The following is a 14401-nucleotide window of genomic DNA, read 5'->3' on the forward strand; positions in this document are numbered from 1 at the left end:
GTGGCTCAGGCCGACAGCTTCTCGCGGCCCTTGCGGCGGCGCGAGGCGAGGATCGAGCGGCCGGCGCGGGTGCGCATGCGCAGGCGGAAGCCGTGGGTCTTGGACCGGCGGCGGGTGTTCGGCTGGAAGGTGCGCTTGCTCACGTCATTACTCCGTCACATGGGTCGGGCCGGGGCCCGTCGTACTGGCTTGTGGTGTGCCGTTCCGTCGCACACTGACCGCGGTCAGCCACCGCCGAAACTGCGGTGTGGGGACGACACAAAAGGTCAGTCGACAACTTTACGGCCCGCCCGGTGCGCCGGTCAAACCGAGCGAGCGGGACGGGTTGCGCCGGTCCAGAATCAGCGCCGAACGAACCATCGGAGCATCTCGCGACACGTCGACAAAACCGACACGCCGTGAACTTCCCGCGAATCTTCCGGAGCGGGTTGCAGGGTGCCGGTCCGAGTTGTTAGCGTCGGCGCTTCCGGCCCAGGTCACGGTTTACTCACACTCTGTGTATAACTCTGTGGATAATCGTCGTACCATGGCTGCCGGCCGAGATCCGGTCACCGATGTTCCGCCTGTGCAAGCAGCGAAGAAGCCCAGGTTTCGGCACGTCACGAGACACCTGAATCGAAGGGGAGTCCGGCCTTGACCGAACCTGATGTCGACCTGGCCCACGTATGGCACGCCACACTGCTGGGACTGGAAGATTCAGGAATTCCGGCTCGCGATCGCGCCTTTCTTCGCATCGCCCGTCTGGTCGGCATCGTCGGTGAGACCGCGCTGCTGGCGGTTCCGTACGACCACACGAAGGTCTTCGTCGAACAGACGCTGAACGACCCCGTCTGCGAGGCGATGGGGGCCGAACTCGGCCACCCGGTGCGCCTTGCCGTGACCGTCGACACCTCGCTCGCGACCCTCGAGCCCGAGGACGAACCGGACGGCCCGAGCCTGGTCGAGCCGGAGCAGGACGACGAGCACATCGGTCAGACCGAACTCCAGGTCTCCACCTCCACGCCCCGCCAGAACGTCACCGTCAACCAGTTGGACGACGCCCGCCTGAACCCCCGCTACACCTTCGAGACGTTCGTGGTCGGGCACGGCAACCGGTTCGCGTGCGCCGCCGCGCAGGCGGTTGCCGAAACGCCGGCACGGTCGTACAACCCGTTGTTCGTCTACGGGTCCTCCGGTCTGGGCAAGACGCACCTGCTGCACGCGATCGGCAACTACGTCCGCAGCTACTACCCGCAGCTTCGGGTGTTGTACGTGAACTCCGAGGAGTTCACCAACGACTTCATCAACTCGATCCGTGACGAGGCGGGCCGCTCCTTCCAGAAGCGGTACCGCGACAACGTCGACGTCCTGCTGATCGACGACGTGCAGTTCCTGCAGGGCAAGGAGTCGACGCAGGAGGAGTTCTTCCACACCTTCAACGCGTTGCACAACAGCCAGAAGCAGATCGTGCTGTCCAGCGACCAGCCGCCCAAGAAGCTCAACGGGCTGGAGGACCGGCTGCGGTCACGTTTCGAGTGGGGCCTGACCACCGACGTCACCCCGCCCGATCTGGAGACCCGTATCGCCATCCTGCGCCGCAAGGCCGACGCGGAGAAGATGCAGTTGCCGGCCGATGTGCTGACGTTGATCGCCGACAAGGTGGCGACCAACATCCGTGAGCTCGAGGGCGCGCTGATCCGGGTGACCGCGTACGCGTCGGTCTCCAAACAGCCGGTCACGGTCGAGAGCGCCTCGCAGGTGTTGAAGGACCTCATGGTCGGCAACGCCGCCGGTCAGATCACGATGTCGCTCATCATGGACAAGACCGCGGAGTTCTTCGACGTCACGATCGACGACCTGTGCGGCTCCTCCCGCTCGCGCACGCTCGCGAACGCTCGCCAGATCGCGATGTACCTGTGTCGCGAGCTCACCGACGAGACGCTGCCGGCGATCGGCCGGTATTTCGGCGGACGCGACCACACCACCGTGCTCTACGCCGACCGGAAGATCCGTCAGCTGATCGGCACCAAGCCGCACCTGTTCGACCAGATCACCGAGCTGACGTCCCACATCCGTCGCGCCGCGAACGAGCTCGGACGCCGCTGAACCGCAGCCCAGGGCAACACCCGAACCGCGCTCGCATCCGGTCACCGGGGTTCTTTCCCGAGTTGTGCACACAGTTATCCCCAGGTGGGGGTACCCGTGGGTCACCATGGCCATCAGTCGCGGAGTTCTCGGTTCCCACCCGCGTCGGGGCGGCGAAAATCCCGAAACGGTGCGGATCATCGTCCGCAGCGCAGAACAATGAACGGCCGCACAACAGGACGCGTCCGACGTGCCATATCCGAGCAACCACTCACCGCGTCATCAACACCCTGTGGAGAATCGGATCCGCTCAGCCGGCACTCAGCCGCATGGATAGAACTGCGTTGTTCCACACCCGACCTGTGGATAACCAGGTGAAACTGTGGAAATCGGCCCGGGTTATCCACAGAATCGGCAGTCCCGGTGTGGAGCCGAAATCGTCGTCCACAGCCGATGGTGGTTCATCGACGAAGTTTCCACACGACTACCAACACCCCGACAGAGCCGCTGACCTGCACAAACGGGCTTCATCCCCAGGTTTCACAGGTGCTACTACTACGACCAACCTTCTACCAACCATCGATCCGTGCTCCGCGAACTGCGATCGGCTGTGCACAAACGACAGGTCCGGGATGCGATCAGCGCAGATCCGAAGTCATCCCGCAGTGGTGTCCGCACGAGCCGGAAGGGCTAGTCTCGGCCTGCGACGATGTGACTACCATCGGCGCACAGTTTGTGTGGTGCCTGGCTCGGTTCGAGCCATCGACGAGATCGCCCGAACCCGGATACCCGGGCACCCAACCCCGATCGAAGGAATGACGTGAAGCTGCAGGTCGAACGCGACGTCCTGGCCGAAGCCGTTACCTGGGCCGTCCGTGGCCTGTCCCCGCGTCCGCCGGTGCCGGTGCTGTCCGGTGTGCTGCTGGAAGCGACGCAGGACGGCCTGACCCTGTCGGCGTTCGACTACGAGGTGTCCGCGAAGGTCACCGTGGCGGCGTCCGTCGACGAGCCCGGCACCGTGCTCGTGCCCGGCAAGCTGCTCGGCGACATCTCGCGCTCGTTCAAGAACAAGCCGGTCACGCTCACCGCCGACGGCAACAAGGTCGAAGTGGTGTGTGGCACGAGCCGGTTCGCGCTTCCGCAGATGCCGGTCGCCGACTACCCGACGTTGCCGACCTCGCCCGAGCCCTCCGGCACGATCGCCGGTGACGTGTTCACCAGCGCCGTGTCGCAGGTCGCAATCGCGGCCGACCGCTCCGACACGCTGCCGATCCTCACCGGCGTCCGGATGGAGATCGAGGGTGAGAAGGTCACGCTGCTGGCCACCGACCGCTACCGCCTCGCGATGCGCGAGTTCACCTGGCAGCCGGCCGCCACCGACGCCTCGCACGTCGCACTCATCCCGGCCCGCACGCTGCACGACACCGCCCGCGCACTCGGAGCCTCCGGCTCGGTCAACCTCGCGCTCGGCACTGCCGCCGGTGGCGAGGGGCTGGTCGGGTTCGAGGCCGGTCAGCGCCAGACCACCACCCGGCTGCTGGACGGTGAGTACCCGAAGGTCACCTCGATCTTCCCCACCAGCGTCGATACCAGCGCCGTCATCAAGACCAGTGAACTGGCCGAGGCGGTCAAGCGCGTCTCGCTGGTCGCCGAGCGCAACACTCCGGTGCGCCTGCGCTTCAGCGAGGCACAATTGGTCATCGAGGCAGGTCAGGGCGACGACGCCCAGGCCAGCGAGGCCGTCGAGGCCACGCTCACCGGCCCGGACATCGAGATCGCGTTCAACCCGCAGTTCCTGCTCGACGGCCTCGGCGCCGTCGGCACCGACTTCGTCCGCCTGTCGTTCACCCAGCCCAGCCGTCCGGCCGTGATGTCGGGCCAGGCCGAGCAGGACGGCGAGGCCGATGAGAGCTTCCGCTACGTGCTGATGCCGGTCCGCTTCGCCAGCTGACCCAGCCGCACGACGCACCGCACCAAACCGACCACGACGTCGACCACAAGCAAGGAGCCAAGAACATGCAGATGGGTCTCATCGGTCTGGGCAAGATGGGCGGCAACATGCGTGACCGCCTCAAGGCCGCCGGTCACGACATCGTCGGGTACGACCGCAACCCCGACATCAGCGACGCCACGGATCTTCGTGACCTCGTCTCCAAGCTGGACGCCCCGCGCGCCGTCTGGGTGATGGTGCCGGCCGGTGACCCGACCCGCGACACGATCAAGTCGCTGGCCGAGCTGTTGGACGAGGGCGACATCATCGTCGACGGCGGCAACTCCAAGTTCACCGACGACCAGGCGAACGCCGACATGCTCAAGGAGCACGGCGTCGAGTTCGTCGACTGCGGCGTCTCCGGTGGTATCTGGGGCAAGGACAACGGCTACGGCCTGATGTGCGGCGGCGCGGAGAAGAACGTCGAGCGCCTCATGCCGATCTTCGACGCGCTGCGCCCCGAGGGTCCCCGCGAGGAAGGTTTCGTGCACGCCGGCGAGGTCGGCGCGGGCCACTACGCGAAGATGGTCCACAACGGCATCGAGTACGGCATGATGCACGCCTACGCCGAAGGCTTCGAACTGCTCGAGGCCAAGGACATCGTCAAGGACGTCGAGGGCTGCTTCCGCGCCTGGAGCCGCGGCACCGTCGTGCGCTCCTGGTTGCTCGACCTCATGGTCAAGGCGCTGGAGGAGACCCCGCACCTCGAGGGCATCAGCGAGTACTCCACCGACTCCGGTGAAGGACGCTGGACGCTGGAGGAGGCCATCAACCTCGCGGTCCCGATGCCCGTCCTGGCTTCTGCACTGTTCGCGCGCTTCACCTCGCGTCAGGAGAACTCCCCGCAGATGCAGGCGATCGCCGCGTTGCGCGGACAGTTCGGCGGTCACGAGGTCATGCAGTTCGGCGACGAGCCGTACCGCAAGGCCGCCAAGGAGGGCCAGGCCGAGGTCAGCCCCGCCGCGGAGAAGAAGGACACGTCCGGCGAGGCGACCCCCGGCGCGAAGAAGTCGGACAACTGAACGACGCCGCTGCGAAGCAGCGCTGTTGATCCTGTGGCTGGTTGAGCCCTACGGATGAGGAACGAATCCGTAGGTGCCGAAACCGGGTTCGCTCGACGGGAGCACTCGCCCGACGCCGGTCGAACAACGCAGACGCATGGGCGACCGATCGAGTACTCGGCGCCCGCTGCTTCGTCGTGATCGTCCAGGCGACCCGCCCGCGATTACTCTGACGCAGTGCATGTACGCCATCTGTCCCTGATCGACTTCCGGTCCTATCCGGAAGCCGAGGTGGCGTTGGCACCCGGCATCACGACATTCGTCGGACTCAACGGCCAGGGCAAGACGAACCTGGTCGAGGCGGTCGGCTACCTGGCGACGCTCGGCTCGCACCGTGTCTCCAACGACGCGCCACTGGTCCGGGCCGGCGCGGAGAAGGCGTACATCCGGGCGGCGGTCGTTCGTGAGACCCACGAGCAGCAACTCGAACTCGAGATCAACCCGGGACGGGCCAACCGGGCCCGTCTGGGTCGGGCGGCGTCCACGCGTCCGCGCGACATCCTGGGAACGATCCGGACGGTGCTGTTCGCGCCGGAGGATCTGGCGTTGGTGAAGGGTGACCCGTCGACCCGCCGTCAGTTCCTGGATGATCTGCTGGTTGCCCGTCAGCCGAAGTGGGCGGGCGCGCGCAGCGATTACGAGAAGATCCTCAAGCAACGCAATGCGCTGCTGAAGGCGGCGCGCACCGGCCAGGACCGCGGCGCACTCGACGCGACCCTCCCGGTCTGGGACGAACACCTCGCCACGGTCGGCGCCAACCTCACGTACGCGCGTCTGCGCCTGCTGCGCGACCTGCGTCCGTTCATCGCGGACGCGTACGACGAGGTCAGCGCCGGGCAGGGCGATGCGCGGTTGACCTACCGCAGTTCGTTGCACGTGAAACTGTCCGATGAACTGGGGTCGGGTGAGGTGCCGCCGGTCGAGGAGATTGCGGCCGGCATGCACGAGACGTTCGGTCAGATGCGTCGTGCCGAGGTCGAGCGTGGAGTCACGCTCGTGGGCCCGCACCGCGACGAGGTGGTGCTCGGTCTGGGAGACCTGCCCGCGAAGGGGTACGCCTCGCACGGCGAGTCCTGGTCGTTCGCGCTCGGTATGCGGCTGGCCGCGTTCCAGTTGTTGCGCACCGATCTCGGCACCGACCCGGTGCTGGTGCTCGACGACGTCTTCGCCGAGTTGGACGCCGGCCGCCGGGCCCGGCTGGCGGCGATGGTCGGCGACGCCGAACAGGTGCTGATCACCGCGGCTGTCGCGGACGACGTCCCGAAAGCCTTGAGCGGCAAGCGGTTCGACGTCGTGAGGGGCAAGGTCTCGGCTGCGGACAGGAGCTCAGAAGGGCAGACCGGGCCGGTCGTCGGGAACGATGAGGATGCCGGCGATGCGATCCCACCCGTCCCAGGCGACGCGTCCGTGCCAGGAGCCTGATTCACACTCCAGGGTCGTCGCGACGACGACGCCCCCTGCGAGTTCGGTACCAGTGTCGGCGGGCGTCCGGACCGCAAGGTCCCGGCAGCGCACCAGCGGGCCGTCGGCTCGTTCAACCGCGGCCCAGGTCGCTTCCATGTCGCGCACCGCGAGGACGGCGGCCGCGACCGGCGTCATCCTTTCGACCAGCGACGCGGCCCGACCGTTCGCCAGGTCGGTGAACACCGCTTCGGTGGCGGCGATGAGTGGTTGCACAGCCCGCACCGGAGCTGCGCCGGTGTGTGGGTCGGGCCGCCCGAAGCGTTTGAAGACCGCCTGGCGCGACATCCCGAGTACCTGCCCGATCGCCTGCCAGGAGGCACCGTCCGCCCGGGCCGCGGCAACCGCCTCGTCCAGTGCGATCCGCGCGTGGTTGAGACGTTGGTCGGCCACCAGGACCCGGTCAAGCGACCGGTCGGCATCTGGCACGGTCAGGAACGGTCCTTCCCGGTGGAAGCCGAGGCGGCCGGCAGGAGGACGCCGGCGATGATGAATCCGACAGCCCAGAAGGAGTTCTCGCCGGTGAGTGCTCCGACGATCGATCCGGCGACCACGCCGAGCAGACCGGCGATCGCGTAGGACCTCGGTTCCACGATGCCGCGCCGCTCCTTGTGGCCATAGCTGCCGGCGAGGAGCATCCCCCACAGCGCGAGCGCCAGGATCGCCCCGATCAGTGGGTAGGCCCACCACATGTCACCGTCGCCGCCGTTGATCACGAACATCGCGATGCCGGTGACCGCTGCGATCGCAGTGCCGACCAGCAGGTTGGGGACGGTGGGATTCGTCGTAACAGTCTTCTCGCCTCGTGCCGTCATGACTTCCACTGTGCGCGTCCACCGTCCAAGTGTCAACCCTTGGTTGACATGGCCCGATCGGGGGACGGTCGTACGCTGGGCAGGTGACCGAGGCGAGCGATGCGCAGCAGGAGGACGTCACCGGCGACGAGCCGGACGACGTCGACTGGCGTGACGCGGCCCGCGAGGCGCTGGCCCGCGCCCGTCGATCGGCACGGGAGAAGGGGTTGCGTCCGGGGCAGCAGCCGGTGCGTCGGCGTCCGTTCGGCGAAGCCGCGCGCACCAAGGACGACGGCCGTGACCCGTCCGCACTGGGTGACCAGATGGAGCGGATGCTGTCCGAGCGCGGGTGGAAGGTCGACGTCGCGGCAGGTTCGGTACTCGCGAAGTGGCCCGAGATCGTCGGCGACGAAGTGGCCGCGCACGCGCAGGCGACCGGGTTCGAGGACGGCGTGCTGACCGTCCGCGCCGACTCCACCGCCTGGCGCACCCAACTCGGTTACATGACCTCGACCATCCTGGGCCGTATCGAGGAGACGATCGGTCCGAACATCGTCACCGAGCTGCGTTTCCTGGGCCCGTCCGCGCCGTCCTGGAGCAAGGGGCCGCGCAAGGTGCACGGCGGACGTGGCCCTCGCGACACATATGGCTGATCGGGCCTTGGTGGGTAGACTCGAAAGGATGTAGCCCCGGGGAACGCCGGCTCCAGCAGTCGGCGAATCGAGGAGAAAGCAGGACCGCGATCGTGACCGACCCGAACGACGCCAACAGCCGACCGGACGACACCTTCGACAAGTTCTTCCGCCCGCGCCGCGACGACAGCTTCGATGACGGCTCGAATGACGGACGCGGCTACGACGACGCCACCGACCCCGGCGTCCCGTCCGCGCCGTACGCCGATCAACGCACTCAGCAGGCTCCGGCGGCGGGCGCACAGTATTACCAGCAGCCTGACCAGGGTTCGGGTTACCTCGAGCAACCGCCCGCTGCGCAGCAGGGACCCGGTCGCAAGGCAGCCTTGTTGCTGCCACTCATGATCCTGCTGGCCTCGCTCGGCGTTCTGTCCTTCGTCGGCTACCTGTTGCTGGTCAACAACGACAAGAGCGACGCGTCCGGAAACCAGAATTCTGCACCTGCCGCCACCAGCAGCACCCCGGAAGGTACGGGCGCCCCGACGACCGACCGGCCGAGTTCACCAAGCACGGACCCGCGTACGAGTTCGCAACCCAGCAGCCCGACGTCCAGCCCCAGCACGCCGATCGCCCTTCCGGCCGGCAGCGACACCGGTTGTGGCGATGCCGCCTTCTCCACCAGCCCCGGGGTCACCTGTGCCTTCGCTTCCGGAGTGGCATCGCAGGCCCGCGCCATCCAGGCCGGCAGTTCGCAACAGATCGGCGCCAGTTCGTCCGCCACCGGCAAGCAGTACGTCTTCGACTGTAACCATCCGGACGGCTCCTTCATCACCTGTGTGGGCACCTCCAAGCCCGACGACGGACGCCGTCCGACGGTCTACGTCGTGCCTGGCTGAGAGCGCCTCCCGGCACCCCAGGTCGAGGTACCGGCGAAAAAGATGCTGGCGACGGCCAAGGAGGAGCGGTGGAAGACCGCGACCAGACAGCCCGACAGCCCGACCGCCCAGATCACCCAGGCGCCGGGCACGGTCGCGGCGCCCAAGCCCAATCACCCCGGGGTCACCCCGGGTCGGGAGTGAGGTCGACCGCCTCGATGCCGGCGACGGCGACGGCCTCGTCACGGTCCGAGGTGTCACCCGAGACGCCGACGGCGCCGAGGACGCGCCCGTCGGCATCGCGGACCAGCACCCCGCCGGGGACGGGCACCAGCGAGCCGCCGATCGCCGACGTGACGGCGGCGATGAAGTAGGGCTGCTGCTCGGCCCGCTCCATCAGCGCCCGCGAGCCCATGCCCAGGGACAGCGCCCCGTGCGCCTTGCCAAGGGCGACCTCGAAGCGCTTGTTTGACGACCCGTCCTCACGCTCGACGGCGACGACGTGGCCGCCCGCGTCGATGACGACGACCGTCATGGGCTTGCAGTCCAGGTCGCGGGCGTACTTGCGACCCTGCGTGATGATCGTCCGGGCGGTCTCGAGGTCGATGTTCATCGGGTGCTCCTGGTGGTGGCCTTGTGGGCGAGACGGTGGCGGTGGAGGATCGGCTCGGTGTATCCGCTGGGCTGGCTGCCGCCCGCGAGCAACAGTTCGCGCGCCGCGAGGAAGGCGGCCCCGTCGAACGCTGGTGCCATCGGCTGGTAGGTCGGGTCGCCCTCGTTCTGAGTGTCGACGACGCGGGCCATTCGCCGCAAGGACTCGTCGACCTCCTCGGTGGTGACGACGCCGTGGAGGAGCCAGTTGGCGACGTGCTGCGAGGAGATGCGGCAGGTGGCGCGATCCTCCATGAGCGGAGTGCCGCTGAGATCGGGGACCTTGGAGCACCCGACGCCGGCGTCGATCCAACGCACGACGTAGCCCAGCGTGCTCTGGACGTTGTTGTCCAGCTCGGCGCGACGCTCTTGCTCCGACCACGACGCCGGGTCGCCCAGCGGGATCGTGAGCAGATCAGTCCTGCTTGCCGGCTCACGGCGGGCGACCCGCTGCTGAACCTCGAAGACGTCGGTCTCGTGGTAGTGGATCGCGTGCAGCGTGGCGGCCGTCGGTGACGGTACCCAGGCGCAGGTGGCGCCGGCGCGCGGGTGCTCGCCCTTCTTGGCGAGCATGTCTGCCATGTTGTCCGGCGCCGCCCACATGCCCTTGCCGATCTGGGCCCGCCCCCGCAGACCGCAGGCGATGCCGACGTCGACGTTGTTCGCCTCGTAGGCGCGGATCCACGCCTCGTTACGCATGTCGTTCTTGCGCACCATCGGCCCGGCGTGCATGGAGGTGTGGATCTCGTCGCCGGTCCGGTCGAGGAATCCGGTATTGATGAAGACCACGCGATCCCGGGCGGCTGCGATGCACGCCTTGAGGTTCAGCGTCGTGCGCCGCTCCTCGTCCATGATCCCGACCTTGATCGTCTGCGGGGGGAGCCCGAGAGTCTGCTCCACCCGAGTGAAGAGCTCGCAGGTGAAGGCGACCTCGTCCGGGCCGTGCATCTTCGGCTTGACGGCGTACATGGAGCCGGTGCGGGAATTGCGCAGCCGGGTGTTGCCGCGCAGGTCGTGGGCGCTGCCGAGAGCCGTGACGAGCGCGTCGAGGATCCCCTCGGGGACCGCGTTGCCGTCCCGGTCCAGCACCGCGTCCGTGGTCATTAGGTGACCGACCTGCCGGATGAACAGCAGGGCGCGGCCGTGCAGGGTGACCGACTCGCCCGACGGGGACACGCAGGAGCGGTCCGGGCTCATCTCTCGGACGAACCTCGCCCCGTCCTTCGCGACCTCGGCCTGCAGCGTGCCCTGCATCAGCCCGAGCCAGTTGCGGTAGCCGACCACCTTGTCGCCGGCGTCGACGGCGGCAACGGAGTCCTCGAGGTCCATGATCGTGGAGACGGCCGCCTCCAGCACCACGTCCTTGACGCCCGCGGCGTCCTGCGAACCGATCGGGTGGTCTCGGTCGATGAGGATCTCGACGTGCAGCCCGTGGTGGACCAGGACCACCGCGTCCACCGTCTCCGGCGCACCGCGGTAGCCGACGAGCTGGCCCGGGGACGCCAGCCGCAGCGTCTGGTCCCCGACCTGGACGACCAGGCCGTCCGGGTCGACGGCGTACCCCGTGGCGTCCGCGTGCGAGCCACCCTCGAGGGGAAAGTGCTCATCGAGCAGCGCGCGGCCGCGGGCGATGACCTCGGCGCCGCGAGCAGGGTTGTACGACGACGACCCGCGCGCCAGCTCGCCCTCGTCGGGGATCACGTCGGTCCCGTACAGGGCGTCGTAGAGCGAGCCCCACCGGGCATTGGCGGCGTTCGCCGCGAACCTGGCGTTCAGGAGTGGGACCACCAGCTGCGGGCCGGCCTGGCCGGTGATCTCGGTGTCGACGCCCGAGGTGGTGACCTGGACGTCGGCGGGCTCGTCGGCCAGGTACCCGATCTCGCGCAGGAAGGAGGTGTACACCTGCGGGTCGGGCACGCCCGGACGCGACCGGTGGAACTCGTCGATCTGCGCCTGCAGCTCGTCGCGGCGCGCGAGGAGAGCGCGGTTGCGAGGGGTGAGGTCGTGGATGAGCGCGTCCGCGCCCGACCAGAATGCCGACGGCTCGACGCCGGAGCCCGGCAGTGCCTCCTCGGTGATGAAGCGGTGCAGCGGCTCCGCGACGCTCAGCCCACCGACTTGTACCCTTCCCTGCATCCCAGCCTCATTCCGTATCGTGGAATCAATGTTCGCACTACGGAAGATATGGTCCTTCGGTCGGCGCTGTCAACGGCCGGGCCGCAGATCGCCCTACAGCCTCGGCGATCGTGGGCCGTGACTCGGCACCGAGCTCGGTGTCGCCGTCGTCGCGGTCAGCGGCTGCTCCGGACCAGGCGGTCAGGACTCCACGGGCTGAAGGGCAGGGCTGCCCTAGGTGCCGGGCGGCATCGGGAGGTCGAGCGACGTGGTGCCGGACACCACGTTGACGACGATGGGCTCGGCGGCGACACCCCACCGCTACACCCTGGATTGTGAAGAGCCGGTTTGCTTCAACGACCACCGATCGAGCACCGATCGCACAGAACTCGCCCAGAGCGTTCTGAACCCCCGGTCGACGTATCGGGAGTTGGAGACGGTCCTGAAAACGGCTTCTGGGTGCCCTGCAGCGCGTCAGAGGGTGTCCTGGGGATGGCGACAAGGTAGACTTTCCAAGGTTTGGGTCAGGTCTATTCGAGGAGCACTGTGACCGACAGTTCGCAGCAGGGCAATGGCAAGCAGGACGATCCGGAGGACCTTCCGCAGAACACGGTCGAAGAGGCTGTCATCCACGTGGGGCCCGACGGCGAAGTCGTCTACGACGCGTCCGCGATCCAGGTGCTCGAGGGGCTGGAGGCTGTCCGCAAACGTCCGGGCATGTACATCGGCTCGACCGGTGCGCGTGGCCTGCACCACCTGGTCTGGGAGATCGTCGACAACGCGGTCGACGAGGCGCTCGCCGGGCACAACGACCGCGTGCTGGTCACCCTGCGTGAGGACGGCGGTGTCGAGGTCACCGACCACGGACGCGGTATCCCCACCGGCATGAACGAGCAGTACGGCATCAGCACCGTCGAGCTCGTGCTCACTCAGTTGCACGCGGGCGGCAAGTTCGGCGGCGGTGGATACAAGGTCTCCGGTGGCCTGCACGGTGTGGGTTCCTCGGTTGTCAACGCGCTGTCGTCCCGGCTCGATGTGCAGGTGCGCCAGAACGGCCGCGTCTTCGAGATGTCGTTCACCAAGGGTGAGCCCGACGCGCCGCTGGCCGACGTCCGCGCGATGGAGAAGGACGAACCGTCCGGCACCACGCTCACCTTTTGGGCGAGCGAGGAGATCTTCGACACCACCGACTACGACTTCGAGACGATTCGTTCCCGCTTCCAGCAGACGGCCTTCCTGAACAAGGGGCTGACGATCTCGCTCACCGACGCCCGGGTGCAGGCCGACGCCGCGGACGACGAGGGTCTGGACGACCTGAAGGAGATCGGCGAGGAGGCGTCCGACGCCCCCGAGGAACAGGCCTCCGCCAAGGACAAGAAGCGCACGGTCACCTACCGCTACGACAACGGTCTGCTCGACTACGTCAAGCACCTCAACAGCTCCAAGCGCAACGAGCCGGTCAACGACGAGATCATCGCGTTCGAGACCGAGGACACCTCGCGCATGCTGTCGGTCGAGATCGCGATGCAGTGGACGACCTCGTTCAGCGAGTCGGTGCACACCTACGCCAACGCGGTGAACACCCACGAGGGCGGCACCCACGAGGAAGGCTTCCGCGCGGCGATGACCAAGCTGGTCAACGACTTCGCCCGCGACCAGAAGCTGCTCAAGGAGAAGGACGACAACCTCACCGGTGACGACATCCGTGAGGGTCTGACCGCGGTCATCTCGGTGAAGCTCGGCGAGCCGCAGTTCGAGGGTCAGACCAAGACCAAGCTCGGCAACTCCGAGGTCAAGGGCTTCGTCCAGGCCGCGGTGCGCGACGAGTTCGGGCATTGGCTGCAGGCGCACCCCAACGACGGCAGGAACATCGTCCGCAAGGCGATCCAGGCGTCCGCCGCCCGGATGGCTGCCCGCAAGGCGCGTGAGGCCACCCGCCGTAAGGGCCTGCTGGAGTCCGGTGGTCTGCCGGGCAAACTCAAGGACTGTCAGAGCAACGACCCCACGATCTCCGAGGTCTACATCGTGGAGGGCGACTCCGCCGGCGGCTCGGCGGTGCAGGGGCGCAACCCCTACAACCAGGCGATCCTGCCTATCCGCGGCAAGATCCTCAACGTCGAGAAGGCCCGCATCGACAAGGTGCTGGCCAACAACGAGGTGCAGGCGTTGATCTCCGGCTTCGGCACCGGAATCGGCGAGGACTTCGACATCAGCAAGGCGCGCTACCACAAGATCGTGCTGATGGCCGATGCCGACGTCGACGGCATGCACATCCGCACCCTGCTGCTGACCCTGCTGTTCCGGTTCATGCGTCCGCTGATCGAGGCCGGCTACGTCTACCTCGCTCAGCCGCCGTTGTACCGCATCAAGTGGAGCAACCACGAGCACCAGTTCGTGTTCTCCGACAAGGAGCGCGACGCTGCGGTGCGCGAGGGCCTGTCGCAGGGCTGGCGGATGCCGAAGGACAACGGGGTGCAGCGCTACAAGGGTCTCGGCGAGATGAACTACCAGGAACTCTGGGAGACCACCATGGACCCCGACCACCGCACCCTGCTGCAGGTCACGCTCGACGACGCCGCCGCGGCCGACGAGATCTTCTCGATCCTGATGGGCGAGGACGTCGAGAGCCGGCGCGGGTTCATCCAGCGCAACGCCAAGGACGTCCGCTTCCTCGACATCTGAGTTCATGCACTCCGGTTTCGCCCCGGACCAGCGAGAACTGACCAACTCCGCAGGTGCCGAAACCAAGGTGACGCGC

The 14401-nt window shown here is 67.5% G+C and carries 12 protein-coding genes; 7 read left to right on the forward strand and 5 right to left on the reverse strand.

Going from position 1 to position 14401, the window contains the following annotated elements; translation table 11 throughout:
* Positions 1-5: 5 nt before the first annotated feature.
* Positions 6-143 carry a 50S ribosomal protein L34 gene (gene rpmH / locus EU513_RS12325; protein ID WP_129626369.1) on the reverse strand — a complete coding sequence of 46 codons (138 nt, stop codon included), beginning with the start codon at positions 141-143 and terminating at the stop codon, positions 6-8.
* A 490-nt stretch (positions 144-633) separates the two neighbouring features.
* Here rpmH and dnaA point away from each other — a divergent pair, with 490 nt between their 5' ends.
* From dnaA to recF, 4 genes are all read left to right on the forward strand, one after another.
* Positions 634-2085 (forward strand): chromosomal replication initiator protein DnaA, encoded by a 1452-nt coding sequence (dnaA, locus tag EU513_RS12330; RefSeq protein ID WP_205744772.1) that lies wholly within the window; start codon positions 634-636, stop codon positions 2083-2085.
* 799 nt (positions 2086-2884) lie between these two features.
* Positions 2885-4015, forward strand: a complete 1131-nt coding sequence (dnaN, locus tag EU513_RS12335; RefSeq protein ID WP_129626371.1) for a DNA polymerase III subunit beta — start codon at positions 2885-2887, stop codon at positions 4013-4015.
* Positions 4016-4080: 65 nt separating this feature from the next.
* Complete coding sequence (gene gnd, locus EU513_RS12340) at positions 4081-5076, forward strand: phosphogluconate dehydrogenase (NAD(+)-dependent, decarboxylating) (RefSeq protein ID WP_129626373.1); 996 nt, start codon at positions 4081-4083, stop codon at positions 5074-5076.
* Between the two features lie 216 nt (positions 5077-5292).
* Positions 5293-6537 carry a DNA replication/repair protein RecF gene (gene recF / locus EU513_RS12345; RefSeq protein ID WP_129626375.1) on the forward strand — a complete coding sequence of 415 codons (1245 nt, stop codon included), beginning with the start codon at positions 5293-5295 and terminating at the stop codon, positions 6535-6537.
* Here the strand turns inward: recF and EU513_RS12350 are convergent.
* Both EU513_RS12350 and EU513_RS12355 read right to left on the reverse strand, forming a co-directional pair.
* Positions 6442-7005 (reverse strand): hypothetical protein, encoded by a 564-nt coding sequence (locus EU513_RS12350; RefSeq protein WP_129626377.1) that lies wholly within the window; start codon positions 7003-7005, stop codon positions 6442-6444. The two genes, recF and EU513_RS12350, sit on opposite strands and share 96 nt — an antisense overlap.
* A 2-nt stretch (positions 7006-7007) precedes the next feature.
* The gene (locus EU513_RS12355; protein WP_129626379.1) at positions 7008-7391 is read right to left on the reverse strand and encodes a hypothetical protein; all 384 of its coding nucleotides are present in this window, start codon (positions 7389-7391) and stop codon (positions 7008-7010) included.
* Between the two features lie 83 nt (positions 7392-7474).
* Here EU513_RS12355 and EU513_RS12360 point away from each other — a divergent pair, with 83 nt between their 5' ends.
* The gene (locus EU513_RS12360; RefSeq protein WP_129626381.1) at positions 7475-8023 is read left to right on the forward strand and encodes a DUF721 domain-containing protein; all 549 of its coding nucleotides are present in this window, start codon (positions 7475-7477) and stop codon (positions 8021-8023) included.
* 92 nt (positions 8024-8115) lie between these two features.
* Positions 8116-8898 carry a hypothetical protein gene (locus tag EU513_RS12365; protein ID WP_129626383.1) on the forward strand — a complete coding sequence of 261 codons (783 nt, stop codon included), beginning with the start codon at positions 8116-8118 and terminating at the stop codon, positions 8896-8898.
* Positions 8899-9061: 163 nt separating this feature from the next.
* Here EU513_RS12365 and EU513_RS12370 read toward each other — a convergent pair whose 3' ends face one another.
* On the reverse strand, positions 9062-9490 hold the full coding sequence (locus tag EU513_RS12370) for a heme-binding protein (protein ID WP_129626385.1): 429 nt from the start codon (positions 9488-9490) through the stop codon (positions 9062-9064).
* Positions 9487-11664: a malate synthase G gene (locus EU513_RS12375; protein WP_129626387.1), complete on the reverse strand. Its 2178-nt coding sequence runs from the start codon at positions 11662-11664 to the stop codon at positions 9487-9489. Before EU513_RS12375 ends, EU513_RS12370 begins: the two co-directional genes overlap by 4 nt.
* Before the next feature lie 612 nt (positions 11665-12276).
* On the opposite strand from EU513_RS12375, the gene gyrB reads away from it, so the two are divergent.
* Positions 12277-14325: a DNA topoisomerase (ATP-hydrolyzing) subunit B gene (gene gyrB / locus EU513_RS12380; protein ID WP_305037036.1), complete on the forward strand. Its 2049-nt coding sequence runs from the start codon at positions 12277-12279 to the stop codon at positions 14323-14325.
* Positions 14326-14401: the final 76 nt, after the last annotated feature.

The sequence above is a fragment of the Yimella sp. RIT 621 genome (assembly GCF_004146205.1).
GTDB lineage: Bacteria > Actinomycetota > Actinomycetes > Actinomycetales > Dermatophilaceae > Yimella > Yimella lutea.

Bases quoted from the DNA above. Each gene is read 5' to 3' on its own strand.
- EU513_RS12355 (WP_129626379.1), bottom strand. From the start codon at position 7,391: ATGACGGCACGAGGCGAGAAGACTGTTACGACGAATCCCACCGTCCCC.
- EU513_RS12370 (WP_129626385.1), bottom strand. From the start codon at position 9,490: ATGAACATCGACCTCGAGACCGCCCGGACGATCATCACGCAGGGTCGC.
- EU513_RS12375 (WP_129626387.1), bottom strand. From the start codon at position 11,664: ATGCAGGGAAGGGTACAAGTCGGTGGGCTGAGCGTCGCGGAGCCGCTG.
- gnd (WP_129626373.1), top strand. From the start codon at position 4,081: ATGCAGATGGGTCTCATCGGTCTGGGCAAGATGGGCGGCAACATGCGT.